This window comes from Promicromonospora xylanilytica (assembly GCF_054782895.1).
Window position 1 is genome coordinate 282,611 of the sequence record NZ_BAAGRP010000001.1, and the last position, 20,888, is coordinate 303,498.

Annotated in this window: 19 protein-coding genes; 11 read left to right on the forward strand and 8 right to left on the reverse strand. The window is 73.4% G+C overall.

All coding sequences use genetic code 11. The features are described from left to right. Nucleotides 1-5: 5 nt before the first annotated feature. The 3 genes from ACYVK7_RS01225 to ACYVK7_RS01235 form a co-directional block, all read right to left on the reverse strand. The gene (locus tag ACYVK7_RS01225; protein ID WP_460885851.1) at nt 6-821 is read right to left on the reverse strand and encodes a hypothetical protein; all 816 of its coding nucleotides are present in this window, start codon (nt 819-821) and stop codon (nt 6-8) included. A gap of 248 nt (nt 822-1,069) precedes the next feature. Next, on the reverse strand, nt 1,070-2,449 hold the full coding sequence (locus ACYVK7_RS01230) for a hypothetical protein (protein WP_460885852.1): 1,380 nt from the start codon (nt 2,447-2,449) through the stop codon (nt 1,070-1,072). A gap of 145 nt (nt 2,450-2,594) precedes the next feature. Further along, nucleotides 2,595-4,049 (reverse strand): glutamyl-tRNA reductase, encoded by a 1,455-nt coding sequence (locus ACYVK7_RS01235; protein WP_460885853.1) that lies wholly within the window; start codon nt 4,047-4,049, stop codon nt 2,595-2,597. Between the two features lie 49 nt (nt 4,050-4,098). On the opposite strand from ACYVK7_RS01235, the gene hemE reads away from it, so the two are divergent. The 6 genes from hemE (at nt 4,099) to hemL (ending at nt 10,956) form a co-directional block, all read left to right on the forward strand. After that, complete coding sequence (hemE, locus tag ACYVK7_RS01240) at nt 4,099-5,184, forward strand: uroporphyrinogen decarboxylase (RefSeq protein ID WP_460885854.1); 1,086 nt, start codon at nt 4,099-4,101, stop codon at nt 5,182-5,184. A 25-nt stretch (nt 5,185-5,209) separates the two neighbouring features. Continuing rightward, entirely contained in the window at nt 5,210-6,622 is a 1,413-nt protein-coding gene (locus tag ACYVK7_RS01245; protein WP_460885855.1) for a protoporphyrinogen/coproporphyrinogen oxidase, read from the forward strand. 86 nt (nt 6,623-6,708) lie between these two features. Next, nucleotides 6,709-7,755, forward strand: a complete 1,047-nt coding sequence (gene hemC, locus ACYVK7_RS01250; RefSeq protein ID WP_460885856.1) for a hydroxymethylbilane synthase — start codon at nt 6,709-6,711, stop codon at nt 7,753-7,755. Beyond that, nucleotides 7,752-8,582, forward strand: a complete 831-nt coding sequence (locus ACYVK7_RS01255) for a uroporphyrinogen-III synthase (protein WP_460885857.1) — start codon at nt 7,752-7,754, stop codon at nt 8,580-8,582. Before hemC ends, ACYVK7_RS01255 begins: the two co-directional genes overlap by 4 nt. 50 nt (nt 8,583-8,632) lie before the next feature. After that, nucleotides 8,633-9,580 (forward strand): porphobilinogen synthase, encoded by a 948-nt coding sequence (hemB, locus tag ACYVK7_RS01260; RefSeq protein ID WP_460885968.1) that lies wholly within the window; start codon nt 8,633-8,635, stop codon nt 9,578-9,580. Further along, entirely contained in the window at nt 9,577-10,956 is a 1,380-nt protein-coding gene (hemL, locus tag ACYVK7_RS01265) for a glutamate-1-semialdehyde 2,1-aminomutase (protein ID WP_460885858.1), read from the forward strand. Before hemB ends, hemL begins: the two co-directional genes overlap by 4 nt. 87 nt (nt 10,957-11,043) lie before the next feature. On the opposite strand, the gene fdhA is transcribed toward hemL, so the two are convergent. After that, on the reverse strand, nt 11,044-12,264 hold the full coding sequence (fdhA, locus tag ACYVK7_RS01270; RefSeq protein ID WP_460885859.1) for a formaldehyde dehydrogenase, glutathione-independent: 1,221 nt from the start codon (nt 12,262-12,264) through the stop codon (nt 11,044-11,046). Between the two features lie 153 nt (nt 12,265-12,417). On the opposite strand from fdhA, the gene ACYVK7_RS01275 reads away from it, so the two are divergent. The 3 genes from ACYVK7_RS01275 (at nt 12,418) to ACYVK7_RS01285 (ending at nt 15,634) form a co-directional block, all read left to right on the forward strand. Then, nucleotides 12,418-12,789 (forward strand): metal-sensitive transcriptional regulator, encoded by a 372-nt coding sequence (locus ACYVK7_RS01275; RefSeq protein WP_460885860.1) that lies wholly within the window; start codon nt 12,418-12,420, stop codon nt 12,787-12,789. A 31-nt stretch (nt 12,790-12,820) separates the two neighbouring features. Then, complete coding sequence (locus tag ACYVK7_RS01280; RefSeq protein WP_460885861.1) at nt 12,821-13,129, forward strand: heavy-metal-associated domain-containing protein; 309 nt, start codon at nt 12,821-12,823, stop codon at nt 13,127-13,129. 141 nt (nt 13,130-13,270) lie between these two features. Then, the gene (locus ACYVK7_RS01285) at nt 13,271-15,634 is read left to right on the forward strand and encodes a heavy metal translocating P-type ATPase (protein ID WP_460885969.1); all 2,364 of its coding nucleotides are present in this window, start codon (nt 13,271-13,273) and stop codon (nt 15,632-15,634) included. A 20-nt stretch (nt 15,635-15,654) separates the two neighbouring features. On the opposite strand, the gene ACYVK7_RS01290 is transcribed toward ACYVK7_RS01285, so the two are convergent. Genes ACYVK7_RS01290 through ACYVK7_RS01305 form a run of 4 tightly spaced genes read right to left on the reverse strand, consistent with a single transcriptional unit; the run spans nt 15,655 to nt 18,332 of the window. Beyond that, a complete protein-coding gene (locus tag ACYVK7_RS01290) occupies nt 15,655-16,497 on the reverse strand; it encodes an ABC transporter permease (RefSeq protein WP_460885862.1) in 843 nt (280 codons plus the stop codon). Next, nucleotides 16,494-17,342 (reverse strand): ABC transporter ATP-binding protein, encoded by an 849-nt coding sequence (locus ACYVK7_RS01295; RefSeq protein ID WP_460885863.1) that lies wholly within the window; start codon nt 17,340-17,342, stop codon nt 16,494-16,496. The genes ACYVK7_RS01290 and ACYVK7_RS01295 overlap by 4 nt, the downstream gene beginning before the upstream one ends. Beyond that, nucleotides 17,339-17,641, reverse strand: a complete 303-nt coding sequence (locus ACYVK7_RS01300; protein ID WP_460885864.1) for a transcriptional regulator — start codon at nt 17,639-17,641, stop codon at nt 17,339-17,341. The genes ACYVK7_RS01295 and ACYVK7_RS01300 overlap by 4 nt, the downstream gene beginning before the upstream one ends. Continuing rightward, nucleotides 17,634-18,332, reverse strand: a complete 699-nt coding sequence (locus ACYVK7_RS01305) for a hypothetical protein (RefSeq protein ID WP_460885865.1) — start codon at nt 18,330-18,332, stop codon at nt 17,634-17,636. The genes ACYVK7_RS01300 and ACYVK7_RS01305 overlap by 8 nt, the downstream gene beginning before the upstream one ends. A 113-nt stretch (nt 18,333-18,445) precedes the next feature. On the opposite strand from ACYVK7_RS01305, the gene ACYVK7_RS01310 reads away from it, so the two are divergent. Together ACYVK7_RS01310 and ACYVK7_RS01315 are read left to right on the forward strand one after the other, a co-directional pair. After that, complete coding sequence (locus ACYVK7_RS01310) at nt 18,446-19,954, forward strand: S10 family peptidase (RefSeq protein WP_460885866.1); 1,509 nt, start codon at nt 18,446-18,448, stop codon at nt 19,952-19,954. Between the two features lie 130 nt (nt 19,955-20,084). Continuing rightward, the gene (locus tag ACYVK7_RS01315) at nt 20,085-20,864 is read left to right on the forward strand and encodes a CPBP family intramembrane glutamic endopeptidase (protein ID WP_460885867.1); all 780 of its coding nucleotides are present in this window, start codon (nt 20,085-20,087) and stop codon (nt 20,862-20,864) included. The last annotated feature ends 24 nt before the right edge of the window (nt 20,865-20,888 follow it).

Consider the following 20,888-nt stretch of genomic DNA (forward strand, 5'->3'; position numbering starts at 1 on the left):
AGGGCTCAGGCGCGGACGTGGCTCCGGCGGGCCACCAGGAGCGAGCCCGCACCGCCGATCACCAGCGCGCCGGCGGCGGCCGTGAGGGCAGCGGCCTCGGCGCCGGTCGTGGCGAGCCGGACCGGGGCGTCGAGGGTGGCCTCGGTGGGCGCGGCGGCATCCTGCTCACTCGCGTCGGACGGGACGTAGGCGGTGAGCTCGGCGCCCGCGGTATCGGCCGCCGTCGGACGACCCTGCCACTGCTGCCCGGGTGCCTGCACGGCCACCAGCGGCTCCGCGACGACGGGTGCGGCCTCGCCGGCGGGCGCGGCGGCCTTCTCGACCACCGGCGCCGCGGCCTCTGCCGGCGCGGCCTCCTCCGCGGTGGCGGCCTTCTCCGTGGTCGCGACGGCCTGCGTCGTGGTCTCGGCCCGGGCCGGCTCCGGTGTCGGCGTGCCAGCCGCGTTCACGTGCTCCCGCACAGCCTCGCGGACCCGCTCGCGGTCACCCTCGTCCCAGGAACCGGCGTGGTTCTCGCCGCGGTCGCAGTCGTCCTGCTTGTGGGAGCCGTACCGCGGCATGTCGTAGTCCGGCTCCGAGTAGCTTGCCGGCTCGTACGAGCGCGGGGCCTCGTACGAGTCGCGAGGTCCGTGGTGGCCCCGGTCGTAGTCCTGGTGGCCGCCGTGGCCGCCGTCGCCGCCGTGACCGCGGTAGCCGTCGCCGCCGTGCGCCATCGCCGGGCTGGCGACCGCCGTCGCCGCGGTGGCGAGCGCGATCGTCGCCACGACGCGGGATGCCGTGGACCTTGCGACGGACGAGGGCTTGACTGCGGCGTGCTTCATGGGAGCTGCTCCAGCTGGTCGGCTACAACGGCCCGGAAACCGGGGGACGCGATGACGCTACCCGATCCGGAATTACGGAAAAAGGGGTAGAGCGGAGAAACCCGGACGCATGGTAACGATTGCATAACAACAAGCAAGACAATGGAACCTGGACAAAGTGCCGAAAAACGTAAACAAGGTGGAGCGCCAATGGCGCTCCACCTTGCTACGTCAAGACCGAGGAGGCTGGGGTCCTCTCGGGGTTCGGGTCAGGAAAGGCCGCCCAGCAGCCCACCGGTGACACCGCTCACGGCACCGCCGGTCAGGCCGTCCACGGCGCCCGTGGCGCCACCGACGGTGCCCTGCACGGCGCCGCCCGCGACACCCTTGACGGTGCTGTCCACGGTGTCGACGACGGGCTTCGCGACGCCGTCCACGACGACGTCCTTCACGACCGGCTTCGCCACGCCGTCCACGACGACGTCCTTGACCGGCTTCGCGACGCTGTCCACGACGGTGTCCTTGACGACCGGCTTCACGACGTTGTCGACCACGTTGTCCTTGACGACGCCCTGGACGACGCCGTCGAGGACGACGTCCCCGACGACCGGCTCGGCCACACCGTTCACGACGCTCGGCACGACGTCACCGGTCACGGTGCCCACGGCACCCGGCACGGTGGAGCCCTTCACGTGGTCGACGGTCGAGCTGACGCCCGGAACGACGTTGCCCTTGACGGAGCCGACGGCGCCCGGGACGACCTCGGTGGTGACCGGCTTGACGACACCGTCGACGGCGACGTCACCCACGACGGTCTCGACCGCGCCCGCGGCCGGCGTCGTGACCTTCGCCACGACACCCGGAACACCCGCGACGACGCCCGGGACCTGGGACACGACGCTGTTGACGAGGCTGCCCACGCCACCGAGCACGCCCGGCAGGGTGGCGGCCAGGCCGGCGGCCGGGCCGGTCACGCCGCCCACGACGTTCGGCACGTTGCGGATCACGTCGGCGACCGTGGCGGGTGCGTTCTCGACGGCGCCGTTCGCGACGCCGGTGACCGTGCCGGTCGCGTTGTTGACCACGCCGCCGGCGACACCGGTCGCCACGCCGGTCGCGTTGTCGACCACGCCGCCGGCGACGCCGGAGGCCAGGCCGGTCGCGGTGCCCACGGCGTTGCCGCCGAGCACGTTCGCGAGCGCCGAGTGGGCGGTGCCGGTCACGCCGGAGACGGCGGAGCCGTTCGTCACGCCGCGCACGACGTTCGAGACGGCCTGGGGCGCTGCGCCCTGGACGGCGCCCGACACGTACTGGGCCGGCTCGTAGTTCGGCGCGAGGGCCGTGGTGGGGGCGATCGAGGCGGGCAGCTTCTTGGCCACCGCGTCGGTCGCGGGGACGGCGCCCGTGAGCTCGTCCAGGTCGATCGACGTCGAGGAGATGGCGGGCAGGCTCGACTTGAGGCCATCGGCCGTCGCGCCGACGTCACCAAGGGAGTCCAGCGGCGAGGCGTCTGCGGCCATGGCCGGTGCGGCCATACCGGTGGCCGCCGTTGCGATGGCGACGGTCGCGATGGTCCGCGCGCCCGCCGATGCGGTCTTCTTCTTGGGTGCTGCGTGCTTCAAAAGGTGCTCCAGCATCTCGTTGCGCATATGCGCGTTCGGTCCTTGAGCCCCCGAACTTAGCCCCCACCACCGGGTGAATAAAATCACCCTTGTTACGATCGTGTAACGAAGGCCGAATTGGCCATGGAAAGCCGGTCCGTCCGGCTTGTTCCGCCAGTTCTCGCCAGAAGTGTTATCGGCGGCCGGGCCGACCGGCGTCTCGCTGGGCGGACGCCTGCCTCGTCAAGGCCTCGGCGTCGTCGACGAGGGCGGCCTCCGCGGCCCGTGCCTCGGCGGTGGCCCGCGCCCGGACCGAGACGATCTTGTCGTGCAGCTCGGCGTGCACCCGCTTGCGCACCTCGCGGGAGATCGCGTCGGTGTCGCCCTCGTCCGGGGCGGGCTCCCCCCGTGCTGCCAGCTCGGCGGTGAGCCGGTCGACGGCGTCGGCGACCTCCTCGGCCACACGGACCTCCGCCTCGTCCAGGAGAGCCACCACTGCGGCGTCGGCCTCGCGGCCCAGGCGGGTCTCCTCGAAGCGTCGCGCGGCGACGTCCACGATCCCCTGCGCCTGCGCGACGACGTCGTGCGCCACCGCTGGTGCGTGGGCCTTCAGGGTGGCGAGGTCGAAGAGCAGCACACCCTCGACGTCGGCCACACCCGGGTCGACGTCGCGGTGCAGCGCGAGGTCGAGGATCACGAGCGGGCGGGGCTCCGGCTCGTCGCCGGCGCGGTCCGCGGCACGCTCCCGCGCCCGGACCAGCGCGGCGGCGTCCAGGACGTGGCCGATGCTCGCCTCGGGTCCGTCCTCGCTCGTCAGACCGCGCAGCTCGCCGGCGCGGGGATCCCGCGGCGCCGGGTCGGGCAGCGCCTCGGCCTGCGCGCGGCCACGTGCGCCGCTGCAGCTGACCACCAGGTCGGCGTCAGCCAGGGCGTCGACCAGCGAGTCCACCGGCTCGATGCCGTGCGACTCCGCGAACGCCTCGGCGCGCCCGGACTGCGAGTACACGCGGATGTCGTCGCAGCCACGCGCCCGGAGGGCCGCGACGGACGCGCCCGCGTACGAGCCGGTGCCGATCAGCACGGCCCGCGTGCCGTCCCACGGCGGCAGCTCGCGCTCGGCGAGGTCCAGGGCGAGCGCGACCACGGAGCGGCCGGCGGCGCCGAGCTCCGTGTCGGTACCGACCCGCTTGGAGGTGCGAGACGCCGTCTGGAAGAGCAGCTCGAGCGTCTTGGACGTGGTCTCCTGCTCGCGGGCGACCGCGAGCGAGCGCTTCACCTGGCCCGCGATCTCGCGCTCGCCGACGACCATGGCGTCGAGGCCCGACGCCACCGCGAACAGGTGCTCGGTGACCTCCGGCCCGGTGCGCACGGTGAAGCTTCGCGCCGCGACGTCCCCTGTCACGCCGGACGCGTGGGCCACCAGCTCGGCGACGTGCCGCGTCGCGTGCCGCACGCTGTCGCCGCTGAGCGGCGCGTCCACGTCGAGGTAGAGCTCGAAGCGGTTGCACGTCGAGATCACCACGGCACCCGCGACGGGGCCGCACGTGCCGACGACGACGCGACCCACTGACGACGAGCCCGTGGACAGGCGTTCCAGCGCATCGAGGTCGAGCTCGCGGTGGCTGGCGGTGAGGGAGAGGAGAACCACAGTGCTCCAACTTTATGCACCCCGGCCCGGCAAGGCAGAATCGTGCAGCGTGAAGTCCACCACGATCGCTCCCACTCATCCGCTCGCTGACGGGCGGACCGATGCCGCGCCCCTGGTGCAGGCCCTCCGGGGTGAACGTGGGGGCCGTACGCCTGTCTGGTTCATGCGGCAGGCCGGTCGTTCCCTCCCCGAGTACCGGGAGGTGCGCCAGGGCACCGACATGCTCGAGTCCTGCCTGCGGCCGGAGCTCGCGTCGGAGATCACGCTGCAGCCCGTGCGCAGGCACGGGGTGGACGCGGCGGTCTTCTTCTCCGACATCGTGGTGCCCCTCAAGCTCGCCGGGGTCGGGGTCGACATCAAGCCGGGCGTCGGGCCGGTGATGGACCAGCCCTGGCGCACCGCCGCCGACGTCGCGCGGCTCACCTCCCGCACGCTGGACCCCGCTGCTCTCGACCCGATCAGGGAGGCGGTGGCGCTGACGGTGGCCGAGCTGGGCCAGACCCCGCTGCTGGGCTTCGGTGGTGCGCCGTTCACCCTCGCCGCCTACCTGGTGGAGGGCCGGCCGTCGCGCGACCACCTGGCCGCGCGGACCCTGATGCACGCCGACCCCGCGACGTGGGACGCGCTGGTGACCTGGACCGCCGACCTCACCGGCGCGTTCCTCCGGGCACAGGTCGAGGCGGGGGCGAGCGCCGTGCAGCTGTTCGACTCCTGGGCCGGGTCGCTCTCGCTCGCGGACTACACGTCCCGCGTGGCCCCGTCGTCGACGCGGGCGCTGGCGTATGTCGCGGACACCGGCGTGCCCGGCATCCACTTCGGCACCGGTACCGGGCACCTGCTGCCCGCCATGCGGTCCGTGCTGGTCGCGGCGGGGATCACGGACCACGCCGTCGGCGTCGACTACCGGACCCCGCTCGACGAGGCGGCCGCCCTGCTGCCGGGAGTCCCGCTGCAGGGCAACATCGACCCGGCCCTGCTGGCCGCGCCCTGGGAGATCCTGGAGGCGCACGTGCGGGACGTGGTCGCACGCGGGCGCAAGGCCGAGGCGCACGTGGTCAACCTCGGCCACGGCGTTCCGCCCGACACGGACCCGACCGTCCTGACCCGCGTGGTCGAGCTGGTGCACTCGCTGTGACCCTCGTGCCGTCCGAGCGCCTCCGGTGACCGGCCGGCCCGAGGCGGCCGACGCGGTCGTCGTCGGGGCCGGGATCGGCGGGCTCGTCGCCGCGCACACGCTCGCGGCGCGCGGGCTGCGCGTCGTGGTGCTCGAGGCGTCGGAGCTCGCGGGCGGACCGGTCCGGGGCGGCTCGTTCGCCGCGCTGCCCGGCGTGCCGCTCGACCTCGGAGCCGAGTCGTTCGCTGTGCGGGGCGACGCCGTCGAGCGGCTGGCCGAGGAGCTCGGGCTGGCCGTCGAGGCACCCGCCGGGCTCACGGCCTGGGGTTACGCCGCCGGTCGGGCGTTCCCGCTGCCGGCTGCGGGCGTCCTGGGGATCCCCTCGCGTCCGTGGGCCGCGGACGTGCGCCGCGCGATCGGCTGGCCGGGCGTGCTGCGCGGCTCGCTCGACCGCGTGCTGCCCGCGCGGCTGGTCGACACGACCGATCTCGGGACGCTCGCCCGGTCCCGCCTCGGTGCCCGGGTGGCGGACCGCCTGGTGACCCCCGTCGCGGCGGGGGTGCACTCGGCCCCGCTCGACCGGCTCGACGTCGCGGCCGTCGCCCCCGGGCTGCTCGACGCGTACACGCGCACCCGTTCGCTCTCGCGAGCCGTGGCGTCGCTGCGCGCTGCGGCTCCTGCCGGGTCCGCGGTGCGCGGGATCGACGGCGGGATCCACGCGCTGGTGAACGCCCTGGTCGAGCGGCTGGACGTGCGGTTGGAGACGCGGGCCGTCGGCGTCGAGCGGATGGCCGGCGGCGAGCAGGCGACCGGCGAGACCGGCGGCGGCGCCGACTGGCTGGTGAGCGTCGAGGGCGGTCCGGTGCTGCGAGCGCCCCGGCTGGTGCTGGCGACTCGCGCCGAGGCCGGTCCGTCGCACGTCGGGGGTGTCGTTCCGCCGGTCCCCGAGCGTGGCGCCGACATCCGCCTGGTCACGCTCCTCCTGGAGGCACCGGAGCTGGACGCGGCCCCGCGCGGTTCAGGGATGCTCGTCGCCCCCGGCAGGACGCCGGGCGCCGTCCGGGCCAAGGCACTGACGCATGCGACGGCCAAGTGGCCGTGGCTCGCTCGTCGGGTGCGCGACGCCGTCGGGCCCGGGTGGCACGTGGTGCGGCTCAGCTACGGCCGCATCGGCGAGCCGACGCCGGACCCGACCGCCGAGGAGGCGGGGCGGGACGCGTCGGCCCTGCTCGGCGTCGACCTGACCGGTCGGGTGCGGGACAGCCTGCACCAGCGCTGGGACGGTTCGCTGCCGCCACCGACACCGGCCTACCGCGCCGCGATCAAGGATTACGAGGCGGCGGTGCTGGCCGAACCGGGCCTTGGCGTGACGGGCGGCTGGATCGCCGGCACCGGGCTGGCGGCGATCGTCGGGCACGCCCGGAGGACGGCCGAACGGCTCGCGGAACCGGCTTTCTGACACAACGTTCTGACAGCCCGCCAGCAAGGTTGTGAGATAGGCCGCCGGGTTTCGCCCCCGCGGGGGTTCGGGTGGAGACTGGGATGGTGACCCCGACCCCCCACTCCGTCAGCACCCCAGGAAGCACCCGGGGCGCCGTCGTGCCGATCCGCCTCGGCACGCGCGCGAGCGCCCTGGCCACCACCCAGAGCGGGCTCGTGGCCAAGCGGCTGGAGGAGCTGACCGGCCGGCCGGTCGAGCTGGTCCGCATCAGGACCGAGGGCGACGTGAAGACCGGGAGCCTCGCCAGCCTCGGCGGCACCGGTGTCTTCGTCACGGCTCTGCGGGAGGCGCTCCTGGACGGCCGCTGCGACGTCGCCGTCCACTCGCTCAAGGACCTGCCGACCACTCCGGCGCCCGACCTCACCTACGTGACGCCCGAGCGCGCCGACCCGCGCGACGCGCTGTGCGCCCGCGACGGGCTCACCCTGGCGACGCTGCCGCGCGGCGGGCGGGTGGGCACCGGCTCCCCGCGGCGCGCCGCGCAGATCCGGGCCGCCCGTCCGGACCTCGAGGTCGTCGACATCCGCGGCAACGTCGGCACGCGGCTCGACCGGGCGCTCGGCCCCGACGCCGACCTCGACGCCGTCGTCCTCGCCTACGCGGGCCTCGCGCGGCTGGGCCGCACCGACGTGATCAGCGAGGCGCTCGGCGTCGACGTCGTCGCCCCGGCCCCCGGCCAGGGCGCGCTCGCCGTGGAGGTGCGCACCGCGGACATCGCGTCCGACGCCGGCGCGCCGCCCCGCGTTCCGGAGCTCGCCGAGGCCGTCCACCTGCTCGATCACCGCCCGACCCGGCTCGGGGTCCTCGCCGAGCGTGCGGTCCTCGCCCGGCTGGAGGCCGGCTGCGCCGCGCCGGTCGGCGCGTACGCGACGGTGTCCGACAACGTCCTCCGGCTGCGCTCCGTGGTGGCCGCGGTGGACGGCTCGGAGCAGATGTCGCGCAACGGGGAGACGCGACTCTCCCCCGACGTCGCGCCCGAGGTCATCGACGACGCCGCCCGTGCGCTGGGCGTCGCCGTCGCCGAGCACCTGCTGGCCGACGGCGCCGAACGCCTCGCCCCGCTGAGCACCACCGTGCCGGAGAAGGCGTGACCGAACCCGCCCTTCGCGCGGCCACGCCGTCCGGACCGCCGGCCGTCCTGGTCGCCCGTTCGCCGGAGCGCGCCTCCGGGCTGCTCACGCTGCTGCGCGGGCGCGGGCTGGACCCGGTGGCGGCGCCCGTGATCGAGCGGGCCCCCGTCAAGGACCCTGCCGAGCTCGACGCGGCCCGCGCGCGGGTCGCCTCCGGCGCGTACGACTGGGTGGCGATCACGAGCGTGAACGCGGTGGACGCGCTGCTCGGCGCGGCGTCCGCCGACCGGTCCGGTGCCGACCCGACCGAGGAAGGTGTGCTGGTCTCGACCCGGTGGGCAGCCGTAGGCCCAGCGACGCGGCGTGCGCTCGCCGACCGCGGCGCAGTCGTCGACCTGGTGCCGGAGACCGCGACCGCCGTGGGGCTCGCTGCCACCTTCCCTGTCGCGACACCCCGGGGCACGCTCCTCCCCGGCAGCCGCGGGCCCCGCGTGCTGCTCCCGCTCGGCGACCTCGCGTCCGACACGCTGCGCGCCGGCCTCGAGGCGAAGGGCTGGGCGGCCGACGTCGTGACGGCCTATCGGACGGTGCCCCGGGAGCTCCCCGCGGAGCTCCGGCGGCCGTACGACGTCGTCGTGGTGACCTCCGGCTCGGTGGCGCGCCAGATCAAGGAGCAGCTGGGCCCGCAGCGGGTCGTCGCGATCGGGGAGCCGTCGGCCCGCGTAGCGGGCGACGTCGGGCACACGGTGCTAGCCGTCGCCGCCGAACCGACGGACGAGGCCCTGGCCGATGCCGTACTGCGAGCGTGTCAGACACCCAGGAACAGAACAGAAAGCAGGACACCTTGAGCTCCACCGGGATCGTGTACCGACCGCGTCGTCTGCGCGCCACACCGGGCATGCGCCGGCTGGTCGCGGAGACCCGGCTGCACCCGGCCGACCTGGTGCTGCCGCTCTTCGTCAAGGAAGGATTGACCGAGCCGGTACCGCTGGCCAGCATGCCCGGCCAGGTGCAGCACACCGAGGACTCCTTGGTCGGCGCGGTCCGCGCCGCCCGGGACGCGGGACTGGGCGGCGTCATGCTGTTCGGCATCCCCGCCGTCAAGGACGCCAGCGGGTCGCAGGCCGACGCGCCGGACGGCATCCTGCAGCGGGCACTGCGGGCGTCGCGGCAGGTGCTGGACGAAGGGCTGGCGCCGGGCGCGGCGACCCCGGTGCTCATGGCGGACACCTGCCTCGACGAGTTCACCGACCACGGCCACTGCGGCGTCCTCACGTCCACAGGGGTTGTGGACAACGACGCGACGCTCACCCGCTACGGCTCCATGGCGGTGGCGCAGGCGAAGGCGGGCGCCGACGTGATCTCGCCCTCGGGCATGATGGACGGCCAGGTGGCGATGATCCGGGACGCCCTGGACGATGCTGGCTTCGCCGACACGAGCGTCCTCGCCTACAGCGCCAAGTACGCGAGCGCGTACTACGGTCCGTTCCGCGAGGCCGTGGACTCGGAGCTCACGGGGGACCGCAAGACGTACCAGATGGACTACGCCAACGGCCGCGAGGGCCTGCGCGAGGCCGACCTGGATCTCGCCGAGGGCGCCGACCTCGTGATGGTGAAGCCCGCCGGTTCGTACCTGGACGTGCTGCGGGCCGTCGCCGACCGGAGCGACGTGCCGGTCGCGGCGTACCAGGTGTCGGGCGAGTACGCCATGATCGAGGCGGCCGGCGCGAACGGCTGGATCGACAGGGACCGCGCGGTCCTGGAGTCGGTGACGAGCATCAAGCGAGCGGGCGCCGACGTGATCCTCACGTACTGGGCCCTGGAGATTGCGGAGTGGATCAAGTGAGCGAAGCGATCGAGAGCCAGGGGCTGCGCCGGGCGCCCGAGGCGAACCACGCGGCGTTCCTGCGCGCGCAGGGCGCCATCCCGGGCGGCGTGAACTCGCCCGTGCGCGCGTACCGGAGCGTGGGCGGCGACCCGCGGTTCCTCGCCTCGGCCAGCGGTCCGTACGTCACGGACGTGGCGGGGCGCGAGTACGTGGACCTGGTGTGCTCGTGGGGTCCCGCCCTGCTCGGGCACGCGCACCCAGACGTCGTCGCCGCCGTGCAGGAGGCCGCGGCGCGTGGCCTGTCGTTCGGCGCCCCGACGGTCGCGGAGATCGACCTCGCGGAGGAGGTCCGGCGCCGGGTGCCCGCAGCCGAGCGCGTCCGCCTCGTGTCCACGGGCACCGAGGCGACGATGACGGCGATCCGCCTCGCCCGCGGGATCACGGGCCGGCCCCTCGTCATCAAGTTCGCCGGCTGCTACCACGGGCACATGGACGCGCTGCTGGCCGAGGCCGGTTCGGGTGTGGCGACGCTCGCGCTGCCGGGTTCGGCGGGTGTCACCGAGGCCACCGCCGCCGAGACGCTGGTGCTGCCCTACAACGACCTCGCGGCCGTCGAGGCGGCGTTCGCGCAGCGCGGCTCGGAGATCGCCGCCGTCATCACCGAGGCGTCGCCCGCGAACATGGGCGTGGTGCCGCCGGCCGAGGGCTTCAACGAGGGCCTGCGGCGCATCACGTCGGCGCACGGCGCGCTGTTCGTCATGGACGAGGTGCTCACCGGGTTCCGGGTGGGCCCGTCCGGCTGGTGGGGCCTCGAGAACGAGGCCGTCCGCGGCGCCGGGGGCGATGGCTACACCCCCGACCTGTTCACGTTCGGCAAGGTCGTCGGTGGCGGCATGCCGGTCGCGGCGCTCGGCGGGCCCGCGTCGGTCATGGACCACCTGGCACCGCTGGGCCCCGTCTACCAGGCGGGCACGCTGTCGGGTAACCCCGTCGCGGTCGCGTCGGGTCTCACGACCCTCCGCCTGGCCGACGACGCCGTGTACGCCCGGGTGGACGAGGTTGCCGCCACGCTCTCGGACGCCGTGGGCGAGGCGCTGAGCGCGGCGGGCGTGGAGCACCGCGTGCAGCGCGCGGGCTCGCTGTTCTCCGTGTTCTTCGGGCCGCTGGCCGCCGCCTCCGGGGTGCGCGACTACGCACAGGCGCAGGCCCAGGAGACGTTCCGGTACACCGCCCTGTTCCACTCGATGCTGGAGTCGGGGGTCAATCTCCCGCCGTCGGTCTTCGAGGCGTGGTTCGTCTCCGCCGCGCACGACGACGCCGCGGTGAACCGCATCCTGGACGCGCTGCCCGCGGCGGCGAGGGCGGCGGCGACCGCCACGACCACCCCGAGGTAGTCACCTGGCGAGGTAGTCAGGTAGCGAGGTAGTCATCCAGCACACGCTGGGTGACTACCTCGCCAGAGGACTACCTCGGCGGCAGGGTTACTCGGACTTGATGTAGCCGTTCGGGTTGAGCACGAACTTCGTCGCGGCGCCCTCGTCGAACGCCTGGTACCCCGTCGGCGCCTCGGTCAGCGGGATGGCCTTCGCGTTGACGGCCTTCGCGATCTGCACCTTGTCGTGGAGGATCGCCTTCATCAGGCCGCGGTGGTACTTCATCACCGGGCACTGGCCGGTCGTGAACGTGTGCGACTTGGCCCAGCCCAGCCCCAGCCGCAGGGACAGCGAGCCGACCTTTCCCGCCTCGGTCGCCGCGCCGGGGTCGCCCGTGACGTACAGGCCCGGGATGCCGAGCGAGCCGCCCGCGTGGGTCACCTCCATGAGGCTGTTGAGCACCGCGGCAGGCTGTTCCGTCGCGGCGTCGGCACCGTGCCCGCGAGCCTCGAACCCGACCGCGTCGACACCGCAGTCCACCTCCGGTTCCCCAAGGATCTGCTCAATCTGCTCGCCGACCGGCCCGGCGGAGACGTCGACCGTCTCGCAGCCGAACGAGCGCGCCTGCGCCAGCCGGTCCGGGTTGAGGTCGCCCACGATGACAACGGCGGCACCCAGCAGGTGGGCGGACGCCGCGGCGGCCAGCCCCACGGGGCCGGCGCCCGCCACGTACACCGTCGACCCCACGCCCACCCCCGCGCTCACACACCCGTGGAAGCCCGTGGGAAAGATGTCGCTGAGCATCGTCAGGTCCATGATCTTCTCGAGCGCCTGGTCCCGGTCCGGGAACCTGAGCGCGTTGAAGTCCGCGTACGGCACCAGCACGTGCTCGGCCTGCCCGCCGACCCAGCCCCCCATGTCGACGTACCCGTACGCCGAACCGGGGCGGTCCGGGTTCACGTTGAGACAGATGCCGGTCTTGCGCTCCTTGCAGTTGCGGCAGCGCCCGCACGCGATGTTGAACGGCACGGAGACGATGTCGCCCACGTTCAGGAACTCGACGTCGGAGCCCTTCTCGACGACCTCGCCGGTGATCTCGTGGCCGAGGATCAGCCCGGGCGGTGCTGTCGTCCGGCCACGGACCATGTGCTGGTCGGAGCCGCAGATGTTCGTCGCGACGGTCCGCAGGATCACACCGTGCGGCACCTTGCGGCCCACGTTGGCCGGGTTGACTCCGGGGCCGTCCCGGAGCTCGAACGTCGGGTAGTCGATGTCGACCACCTCGACCACACCAGGTTCGCGATACGCGACGGCCTTGTTCTCAGGCATATCGGACTTCCCCTTCCAGATCGTCGTTGAGCTGGGTGTCGGTCCCTTGTCACGCTACGCGTGGTGGCGCCGACCGCATCCCGGGGCGTCCAGCCGGTGACGGCATGGCCTGCGCACTTGACTGTTTACCCCGGAGGGGTATGTCATAGTGGTATGACCCAGGCGACGGAGACCACCGAGGCAGCAGTGGTCGCTGCCCCGCCCCAGGGCGAGGAGCACGGCCACCACGGCGCGCACGACGGGCCCCACGGCTACGCGTCCGACAAGCCGGCGTACCTCAAGCGTATGCGCCGCATCGAGGGTCAGGTGCGCGGCATCGCGCGCATGATCGACGAGGACGTGTACTGCGTGGACGTGCTCACCCAGGTCAGCGCGGTGACCAAGGCCCTGCAGGCGGTGAGCCTCGCCCTCGTCGAGGACCACCTGGGACACTGCGTCGTGGACGCGGCCAAGGCGTCCGACGACGACGGCGCCGCCAAGGTCAAGGAAGCCTCCGAGGCGATCGCCCGCCTCATCCGCATGTGAACGCCCACCAGCAGCGATCCGAGGAGATGACATGACCACCGTGACCACGCTTGCTGTGACCGGGATGACCTGCGGCCACTGCGTGTCTGCCGTGACCAACGAGCTGCGCGACGTCCCGGACGTCCAGGACGTCAGCGTGGAGCTGCACGCGGGCGAGGAGTCGCTGGTGCGCGTGATCTCCGGCCTGCCCCTCGACGAGGCGCCGCTGCGCGAGGCCGTCGACGAGGCCGGCTACGACGTGACCGGCGTCGACGTGCTCGAGGACGCCGTCGCCGCCGAGGCCGCCGCGCAGGCCCCGGCCCGCCAGGCGAACCGGACCCTGCCGATCGTCCCGTCCTGACCGCTCGGCACCGCACCAGCCCGCACACCGCCAGGCCTGTGGACGACCTCCGCTGGGCGATACCGACCAGCTCCGAGGAGAACCGTGACCACCACTGAGGCAGGCCACCCTGTCGGCGAGGTGGAGCTCGCCGTGTCCGGGATGACGTGCGCCTCGTGCGTGGCCCGGGTGGAGCGCAGGCTCAACCGGCTCGACGGCGTCGCCGCGACCGTCAACCTGCCGCTGGAGTCGGCGCACGTGGTGCTGTCGACGCAGGTCACCGACCAGGACCTGGTCGGCGCCGTCGAGTCGGCGGGGTACGAGGCGCGCGTCACCCGGCGTCGGACGCCGGACGGGGCCGCACCCGGCGTACCGGCGGGCGACGACGGGCCGGACGGCGCCGGCCCGTCCGGCGAGCACCCTGGCGCGCCCGCCGGGTACCGCGGCGACGACCTGCTGCGCCGGCTGCGGGTCTCGGTGGTGCTGACCGTCCCGGTGCTCCTGCTGTCGATGGTCCCGGGTCTGCACTTCCCGGGCAGCGAGTGGGTGGTCGCCGCGCTGGCGCTGCCCGTCGCCACATGGGGCGCCTGGCCGTTCCATACCGCTGCCGCCCGCGCCGCGCGGCACGCGAGCTCCACGATGGACACGCTGGTGTCGATCGGTGTGCTCGCGGCGACCCTGTGGTCGCTGTGGGTCCTGGTCGCCGGCGCGTTCCGGCCCGCCGCCGCGGGGCAGTGGCCCGGCGTGTACTTCGAGGTGGGCGCCGTGGTCACCACGTTCCTGCTGGCCGGCCGGTACGCGGAGCACCGGTCCCGCCGCCGCGCGGGCGACGCGCTGCGCGCCCTCATCGATCTGGGCGCCAAGGACGCGGAACGCGTCACGCTCGGCCCGGACGCCACCCCCATGCGGCTCCCCGGCGGCGGGTGGCGGACCACCGCGGTACCCGTCGCCGCCCTGCAGGTCGGCGACGTGTTCGCGGTGCGCCCGGGTGGGACCGTCGCCACGGACGGCACGGTGGTGGCGGGAGCCACCGCGCTCGACACGTCCCTGGTCACCGGCGAACCGGTGCCGGTCGACGTGTCGCCGGGTGACGACGTCGTGGGCGGCACGGTGAGCACCTCCGGGCACCTGCTCGTGCGCGCCACGCGCGTGGGCGAGGACACGATGCTGGCTCGCATCGGGCGGCTCGTCGCGCGGGCACAGACGGGCAAGGCACCCGTCGCCCGGCTCGCGGACCGGATCTCCTCGGTGTTCGTGCCGGTGGTGCTGGTCCTGGCCGTGCTCACCCTGGCGGCCTGGCTCACTCTCACGGCTGACGTCGAGGCCGCGTTCACCGCCGCCGTCGCGGTGCTGATCATCGCGTGCCCGTGTGCGCTCGGCCTGGCCACGCCCACGGCGATCCTGGTCGGCACGGGGCGCGGCGCGCAGCTCGGCGTACTCATCCGCGGGCCGGAGATGCTCGAGAGCACGCGGCGCGTCGACACCGTGGTGCTCGACAAGACCGGCACGGTGACAGAGGGCCGCATGCGCGTGGTCGACGTGTGGGGCGGCGGGACGCGACAGGCGCAGGCGGCCGAGGGCCACGGGCAGGGCCCGGACGACGCCAACCACCTCACCGACGCGGCCGACGTGCTGCGGTACGCCGCCGTCGTCGAGTCGCTGAGCGAGCACCCGATCGCACAGGCGGTCACCGCCGCAGGGCGCGCGGCCGGAGAGCCGGACGCCGAGACCCCGCTCGAGGTCACCGGCTTCATCGCGCACCCCGGCGGCGGCGTCGAGGGACTCGTCCGGCGCGCGCACTCCGGTCTGGCCCTCGGCGGCGCCCTGAACACCCGCCGGGTCCTGGTCGGCCGTGTCGCCTGGCTCGCCGAGCAGGGCGTGACGGTCCCCGCGGACGTGCTGGCCGCCGTCGAGCAGCAGGAGGAGACAGGGGCCACCGCGGTGGCCGTGGCCTGGAACGGCACCGCGGCCGGGGTGATCACGCTGCGCGACCCGGCCAAGCCGACGTCGGCCCGTGCGGTGGCCGAGCTCCAGGAGCTCGGCCTGCGCCCCTACCTGCTGACCGGGGACTCCGCCGGCGCTGCCCGGGTGACCGCGCGGACCGTCGGCATTCCAGAGGCCGACGTGATCGCCCGCGTGCTGCCCGCGGACAAGGCCGCCGTGGTGGCCCGCCTCCAGGCGGAGGGGCGCACGGTGGCCATGGTGGGCGACGGTGTGAACGATGCCGCCGCCCTCGCCACGGCCGACCTCGGTCTGTCGATGGGCACCGGAACGGACGTCGCGATCGAGGCGAGCGACATCACGCTGGTCCGCGGTGACCTGCGGGCCGCCGCGACCGCCGTACGCCTGTCCCGGAAGACCCTGCGGATCATCAAGCAGAACCTGTTCTGGGCGTTCGCGTACAACGTCGCGGCGATCCCGCTGGCGGCGGCCGGACTGCTCAGCCCGATGATCGCGGGCGGGGCGATGGCGGCGAGCAGCGTCCTGGTGGTGCTGAACTCCCTGCGCCTCGACCGAACGACCTGACCCCTTCTCGTGGACACGGGTCAGCGGAAGCGGCGGCCCTCGTCCGCGCGGTAGGTCACCACGGCCAGCACCAGGAACAGCAGGGTCCAGCCGGCCAGGACCGGGAGGGCCATGGCGTAGGCCTCCGCCCCCGTGGTGGCCTCGACCAGCAGGTCGCGGCCGGCGCGCGTGGGTGTCGCCTGGGAGATCGCGTCGAGCCAGCCGGGGAACATCTGGGGCGGCAGGAACAGGCCGCCCGCGAAGGCCAGCGGGAACAGGATGATCTGCACGACGGGCAGCGCGGCCTTGGCCGACATCGCGTAGCCGATGGCCATGCCGAGCAGCACGAACGGCACGGATACCGCGAGGATGGTCCCGATCCCGGCGAGGAGCTGCCCCGGCGTCACGGTGGCCTCGGTGAACAGCCAGCCGATGAGGATCAGGGGCAGCAGGCCGAACAGCGAGAAGATGCCACCGTTCAGGACGCGCGCGACCATCTGCGGGCCGGGTCCCGCCGGCAGCGACCGCAGGAACGGGTAGAACGGCAGCTGCCGGTCCTCGGCCACCCCCAGCCCGTACGTGAACAGGCTGGCCGAGCAGATCGCGAACAGCCCGAGGCCCGCGACGGCGGTGGTCGCGAAGAGGGGATTGCCCGCGACAGCCGTCTGCGGCACGACGAAGAAGAACATCGACAGCGACGGGAAGAGCATGTTCCCTAGCACGGCGATGGGGATCCGGACGGTCTCCAGGAACTGGTACTTGAGGTGCAGCCAGGACAGCCTGAGGAACGGCTGCGTGTGCCCGCCCGCGCCCTGCTCCGAGGGTGTGCTGGTGCCCGGCCGCCTCGTGGTTCCGGCGGTCGTCGTGCTCGTCGCATCGCTCATCGCACTGCTCCTTCCGTGGCCTCGTGGCCCACGAGCTGCCCGAAGGCCTCTTCCAGGGACGCGCCCTGGATCTCCAGGTCGCAGAACTCGGTGCCGGACGTGACCAGGTCACGCACGAAGGCGTCCGAGTCGGGGACGAGATGCTCCTGCCGCACCCCGGCGCCGTCGGTCAGCCGCACGCGCCGCACGCCCACCCGGGCGAGGACGGTCGCGAGGGAGTCGTCGGCGAGCACCTTGCCGTGGTCGATCACGACCACGCGTTCCGCCAGGGCCTGCACCTCCTCCAGGTAGTGGGAGGTGAGCAGCACCGTGCCGCCGCCCGCGTGGTAGGCCCTGATGGCGTCCCACAGGGCCGTGCGACCGGACACGTCGAGCCCGGTCGTCGGCTCGTCGAGGAGCACGACGCCCGGCCGGCCCACGAGCGACATCGCGACGGCCAGCCGCCGCTTCTGCCCGCCGGAGAGCGACCCGGTCTGCCGCCGGCCCAGGTCGTCGAGCCCGAACTGCTCCAGCAGCTCGCCCGTCGGGACCGGGTCGGGGTAGTGGCCGCCCACGAAGTCGACCACCTCACGCACCCGGAGCGTCGCGGGCAGCCCGGTCTCCTGCGGGGTGAGGCCGAGCACCGTGCGGGCCCGCGGGTCGCGCGGGTCGCGTCCGTCGAGGCGCACGACCCCGGCGTCGGGCCGGCGCTGCCCGCTGACCAGGGAGAGCAGCGTCGACTTGCCGGCCCCGTTCGGGCCGAGCATGCCGACGAGCTCGCCGTGCCCCACCTCCATCGAGACCCCGTCGAGGGCGACGACGTCGCCGAAGCGCCGGGTCACCCCCTTGACCTCTACCGCGTTCATCCGCGTGCTCCGTTCAGTAGGTCCATCAGTGCCGCCTGGTAGTCCGCGAACGCGGTGCGGCCGGTATCGGTGAGGGCGAGGTACGTGGCAGGCATCCGGCCCTCGTGGGTCTTGGTGACCCGCACGTACCCCGCGTCCTCGAGCTTGCGCAGGTGGGTCGACAGGTTTCCGGCGGTCATGTCCAGGAGCTTGCGCAGCTTCGGAAAGGCCACCTCGTCGCCGCGGCCCAGCGCGGCGAGCGCCGCCATGACCCGCAGGCGCGCGGGGGCGTGGATGACCGTGTCCAGCTCGTCAGGCATTCCGCCCACCGCCCAGCGCCCGTCCCGCGACGTGCGGGGACCTGCGCCGGGCTCGGATCCCCTGCTCCACCACGACCATGGCCAGGAATCCGCCACCGCCGGCGACCGCCATCACGAGGTAGGTGTTCGGCATCCCCGCGAACGCCGCCAGGCAGGCGGTGACCAGCATCCACGCGCCGACGGCGGACATGCGGTTCTCGTCGAAGAGGAGCCCGCCCGCGATGTACATGAGGCCGACCACGAGGCACGCGAACCCGTTGGCGGCGATCGCCATCACCTCCGGCGGGGCACCTGCGTCGCCCATGGCGCCGATCAGGACGCCGAACGCCGTGAACGCCAGGAACCAGGTCCAGCCGTACATGGCACCGGTGCGAGCGCTCGTCCCGCGGGTGCCCGCGGTCCGCGTGACGCTGTGCACGATCGTGAAGGCCATCGCGCCGACGATGCAGCCCGCGAGCACCCAGCCCGCCCAGCGTTCCGGGCTGCCCGTGTCGCGCGCCGTCGTCCACAGGGCGAGGTATCCGATCAGCCACGCGAGACCCCAGGCTCCGAACAGCAGTCGGCCGTCGGGCTCCGTGGCGTCCCGGGCCGCCTCCTGCTGCTGCCGGATCATCCGGAGCGTCTCGGCCGGGTCGAGCCCCGCCGCGTCTCCCGGAACCTCAGGACTGCCCGACGTCTGGCCGTTCGTCATGGTGATCGCCTCTCGAAACTGGTTTGTACTGCAAACCAGTTTGCCGGATGCGGTCCGGGAGCGCAAGCACATTCGCCCTGGAGTCGCCGCACCGGGCGAGGTAGGTTCCCCGCGTGACGGACGATGAGAAGACGCAGACCGACTCCGCGACGACGAACACCTCGGGGACGGCGGTGAAGCCGGAACCCGCCGACGACCTCGTCACCACCAGGCACACCCTGCACACCCCGCAGGGCGACCTCACCTACACGGCCACGACCGGCCGGATCGTGCTGCGCCAGGAGGTGCACACCGAGGACACGTACGACGGCCGCAAGGCCAAGGCCGAGGTCTCGATCACGTACTACACGCTCGACTCCTCGCCGGACACGGGCGCCATCGACGTGACACGCCGCCCGGTGACGTTCGCGTTCAACGGCGGCCCCGGCTCGTCGTCGGTGTGGCTGCACCTGGGCCTGCTCGGACCCCGGCGGGTCGACTCGGGCGACGTCGGCGACCTGACCCCGCCCCCGTACGGGCTCGTCGACAACCCGGAGACCCTGCTGCGCGTCTCCGACCTCGTGTTCATCGACCCGGTCTCCACCGGCTACTCGCGGGCCACCGAGGGCGAGAAGGCCAAGCCGTTCCACGGGTTCACGGGCGACCTCGAGTCCGTCGGCGAGATCATCCGCCTGTGGACGAGCCGTCACGACCGGTGGATGAGCCCCAAGTTCCTGATCGGCGAGTCCTACGGCGGGACGCGCGGCGCCGCACTGGCCGAGTACCTGCAGCAGCGCTTCGGGATGTTCCTCAACGGCGTCATGCTGGTGGCCCCGGCCCTGAACCTGGAGGCGCTGTTCGACGGCGAGCGCTCCAACCTGCCGCACGCGCTGTTCCTGCCGCTCTACGCCGCGACGGCGCAGTACCACGGGCTCCTCGGCGAGCGGGCCCTTGACGACGTCGTGGCGGAGGCACGGGACTGGGCCGAGACGTACGCCTCCGTCCTGGCCCGCGGGGCCCGCGTGCCCGACGACGAGCGGGCTGCCGCCGTCTCGAAGATCGCCTCCCTGACCGGGCTGAGCGAGGACTACGTGGACCGCGCGAACCTCCGCCTCGAGCACACGCGCGTCTACGCGGAGCTGCTCCGCGAGCGCCGCCTGGTGACGGGCCGCCTCGACACCCGGTTCACCGGGCCGGCGGACCACTACATCCACGAGCAGATGCCGTACGACCCGTTCATGACCGCGATCGCCGGGCCGTACACCGCCGCGCTGCACCACTACCTGCGGGGCGAGCTCGAGTACGAGCACGACGCGGTCTACGAGACGCTGTCCCGCCAGGTGCACCCGTGGTCGTACAAGGAGTTCGAGGGCCAGGCCGTCGACGTCGCCGACAAGCTCGCCACGGCCATGATCGTCAACCCGCACCTGCGGGTGCACATCGCCATGGGCCGGTACGACGGCGGCGTTCCCGTCGAGGCCATCGAGTACAGCCTCGACCAGATGGCGATCCCCGCGTCCTACCGCGACCGCATCGAGACCCGTGTCTACCCGGCGGGACACATGATGTACGTCCACCCGGAGTCACGGGGGGCCCAGGCCGCGGACCTGGCGGACTTCGTCCGGCGCGCGTCCAACCGCTGACCCTGCTCCGCTGGACCGCGCTGGTCGGCAGAACGTCAGGTGGTCGGCTCCTCGGGGTGCCGATCACGTGACGTTCTGCCGACCGTTGCCGGGCGCGAGCCCTCTCAGCCGCGGCTGCTATAAACGGGCCGTGCCCTCCAACCGTCGTGTCGCCGCCGAGGTGTGGATAGTGCTCGGGCTCAGCCTGGGCCAGTCGGCTGTCTACGCCATCGTCAACATCGCGGCCCGGCTCACGGCCGGTACACCGCTCGCGGAGCAGACCGCAACGCTCAACGCGAGCCAGTCCGAACGCCCGTACCTCGACCTGGTGTACCAGCTGCTGAGCATCGGGTTCGCCCTCGTCCCCGTGGCCCTGGCGCTGTACCTGCTCAGCGGGCAGGGCCGCAGCGCCGTCCGCAGCCTCGGGCTCGACGGTTCCGGACCGGGCCGCGACCTCGGGTGGGGCGTGGCCCTCGCCGCGGCGATCGGCATACCCGGCCTCGCGTTCTACGCCCTCGGGCGTGCCCTGGGCATCACCGTCGAGGTGCAGGCCAGCGCCCTGGACGTCCACTGGTGGACCGTGCCGGTGCTGCTGCTCAGCGCGTTCCAGAACGGCCTCGTGGAAGAGGTGATCGCCGTCGGCTACCTGTACGAGCGGACGCGGGAGCTCGGCTGGAACCGGATCAAGTTCATCGTCGCCAGCTCGCTGCTGCGCGGGTCGTACCACCTGTACCAGGGCATCGGACCGTTCCTGGGGAACGTGGTGATGGGGGTCGTCTTCTCGTGGTTCTACACCTCGCAGCGCTTCCAGGCCGGCGGACGACGCCGCGTCATCCCCCTGGTCATCGCCCACACCCTCCTCGACGTGGTGGCGTTCGTCGGCTACGCCCTCGTGCCGGCCGAGTGGCGCGAGGCGCTGGGGATCCGCTGAGAATCTGCGGGCGAATGCCGGGGA

Coding starts and splice junctions, on each gene's coding strand:
- ACYVK7_RS01225 (WP_460885851.1), bottom strand. CDS start 821: ATGAAGCACGCCGCAGTCAAGCCCTCGTCCGTCGCAAGGTCCACGGCA.
- ACYVK7_RS01230 (WP_460885852.1), bottom strand. CDS start 2,449: ATGCGCAACGAGATGCTGGAGCACCTTTTGAAGCACGCAGCACCCAAG.
- hemB (WP_460885968.1), top strand. CDS start 8,633: ATGCGCCGGCTGGTCGCGGAGACCCGGCTGCACCCGGCCGACCTGGTG.
- fdhA (WP_460885859.1), bottom strand. CDS start 12,264: ATGCCTGAGAACAAGGCCGTCGCGTATCGCGAACCTGGTGTGGTCGAG.
- ACYVK7_RS01275 (WP_460885860.1), top strand. CDS start 12,418: ATGACCCAGGCGACGGAGACCACCGAGGCAGCAGTGGTCGCTGCCCCG.
- ACYVK7_RS01280 (WP_460885861.1), top strand. CDS start 12,821: ATGACCACCGTGACCACGCTTGCTGTGACCGGGATGACCTGCGGCCAC.
- ACYVK7_RS01285 (WP_460885969.1), top strand. CDS start 13,271: ATGACGTGCGCCTCGTGCGTGGCCCGGGTGGAGCGCAGGCTCAACCGG.
- ACYVK7_RS01290 (WP_460885862.1), bottom strand. CDS start 16,497: ATGAGCGATGCGACGAGCACGACGACCGCCGGAACCACGAGGCGGCCG.
- ACYVK7_RS01295 (WP_460885863.1), bottom strand. CDS start 17,342: ATGAACGCGGTAGAGGTCAAGGGGGTGACCCGGCGCTTCGGCGACGTC.
- ACYVK7_RS01300 (WP_460885864.1), bottom strand. CDS start 17,641: ATGCCTGACGAGCTGGACACGGTCATCCACGCCCCCGCGCGCCTGCGG.
- ACYVK7_RS01305 (WP_460885865.1), bottom strand. CDS start 18,332: ATGACGAACGGCCAGACGTCGGGCAGTCCTGAGGTTCCGGGAGACGCG.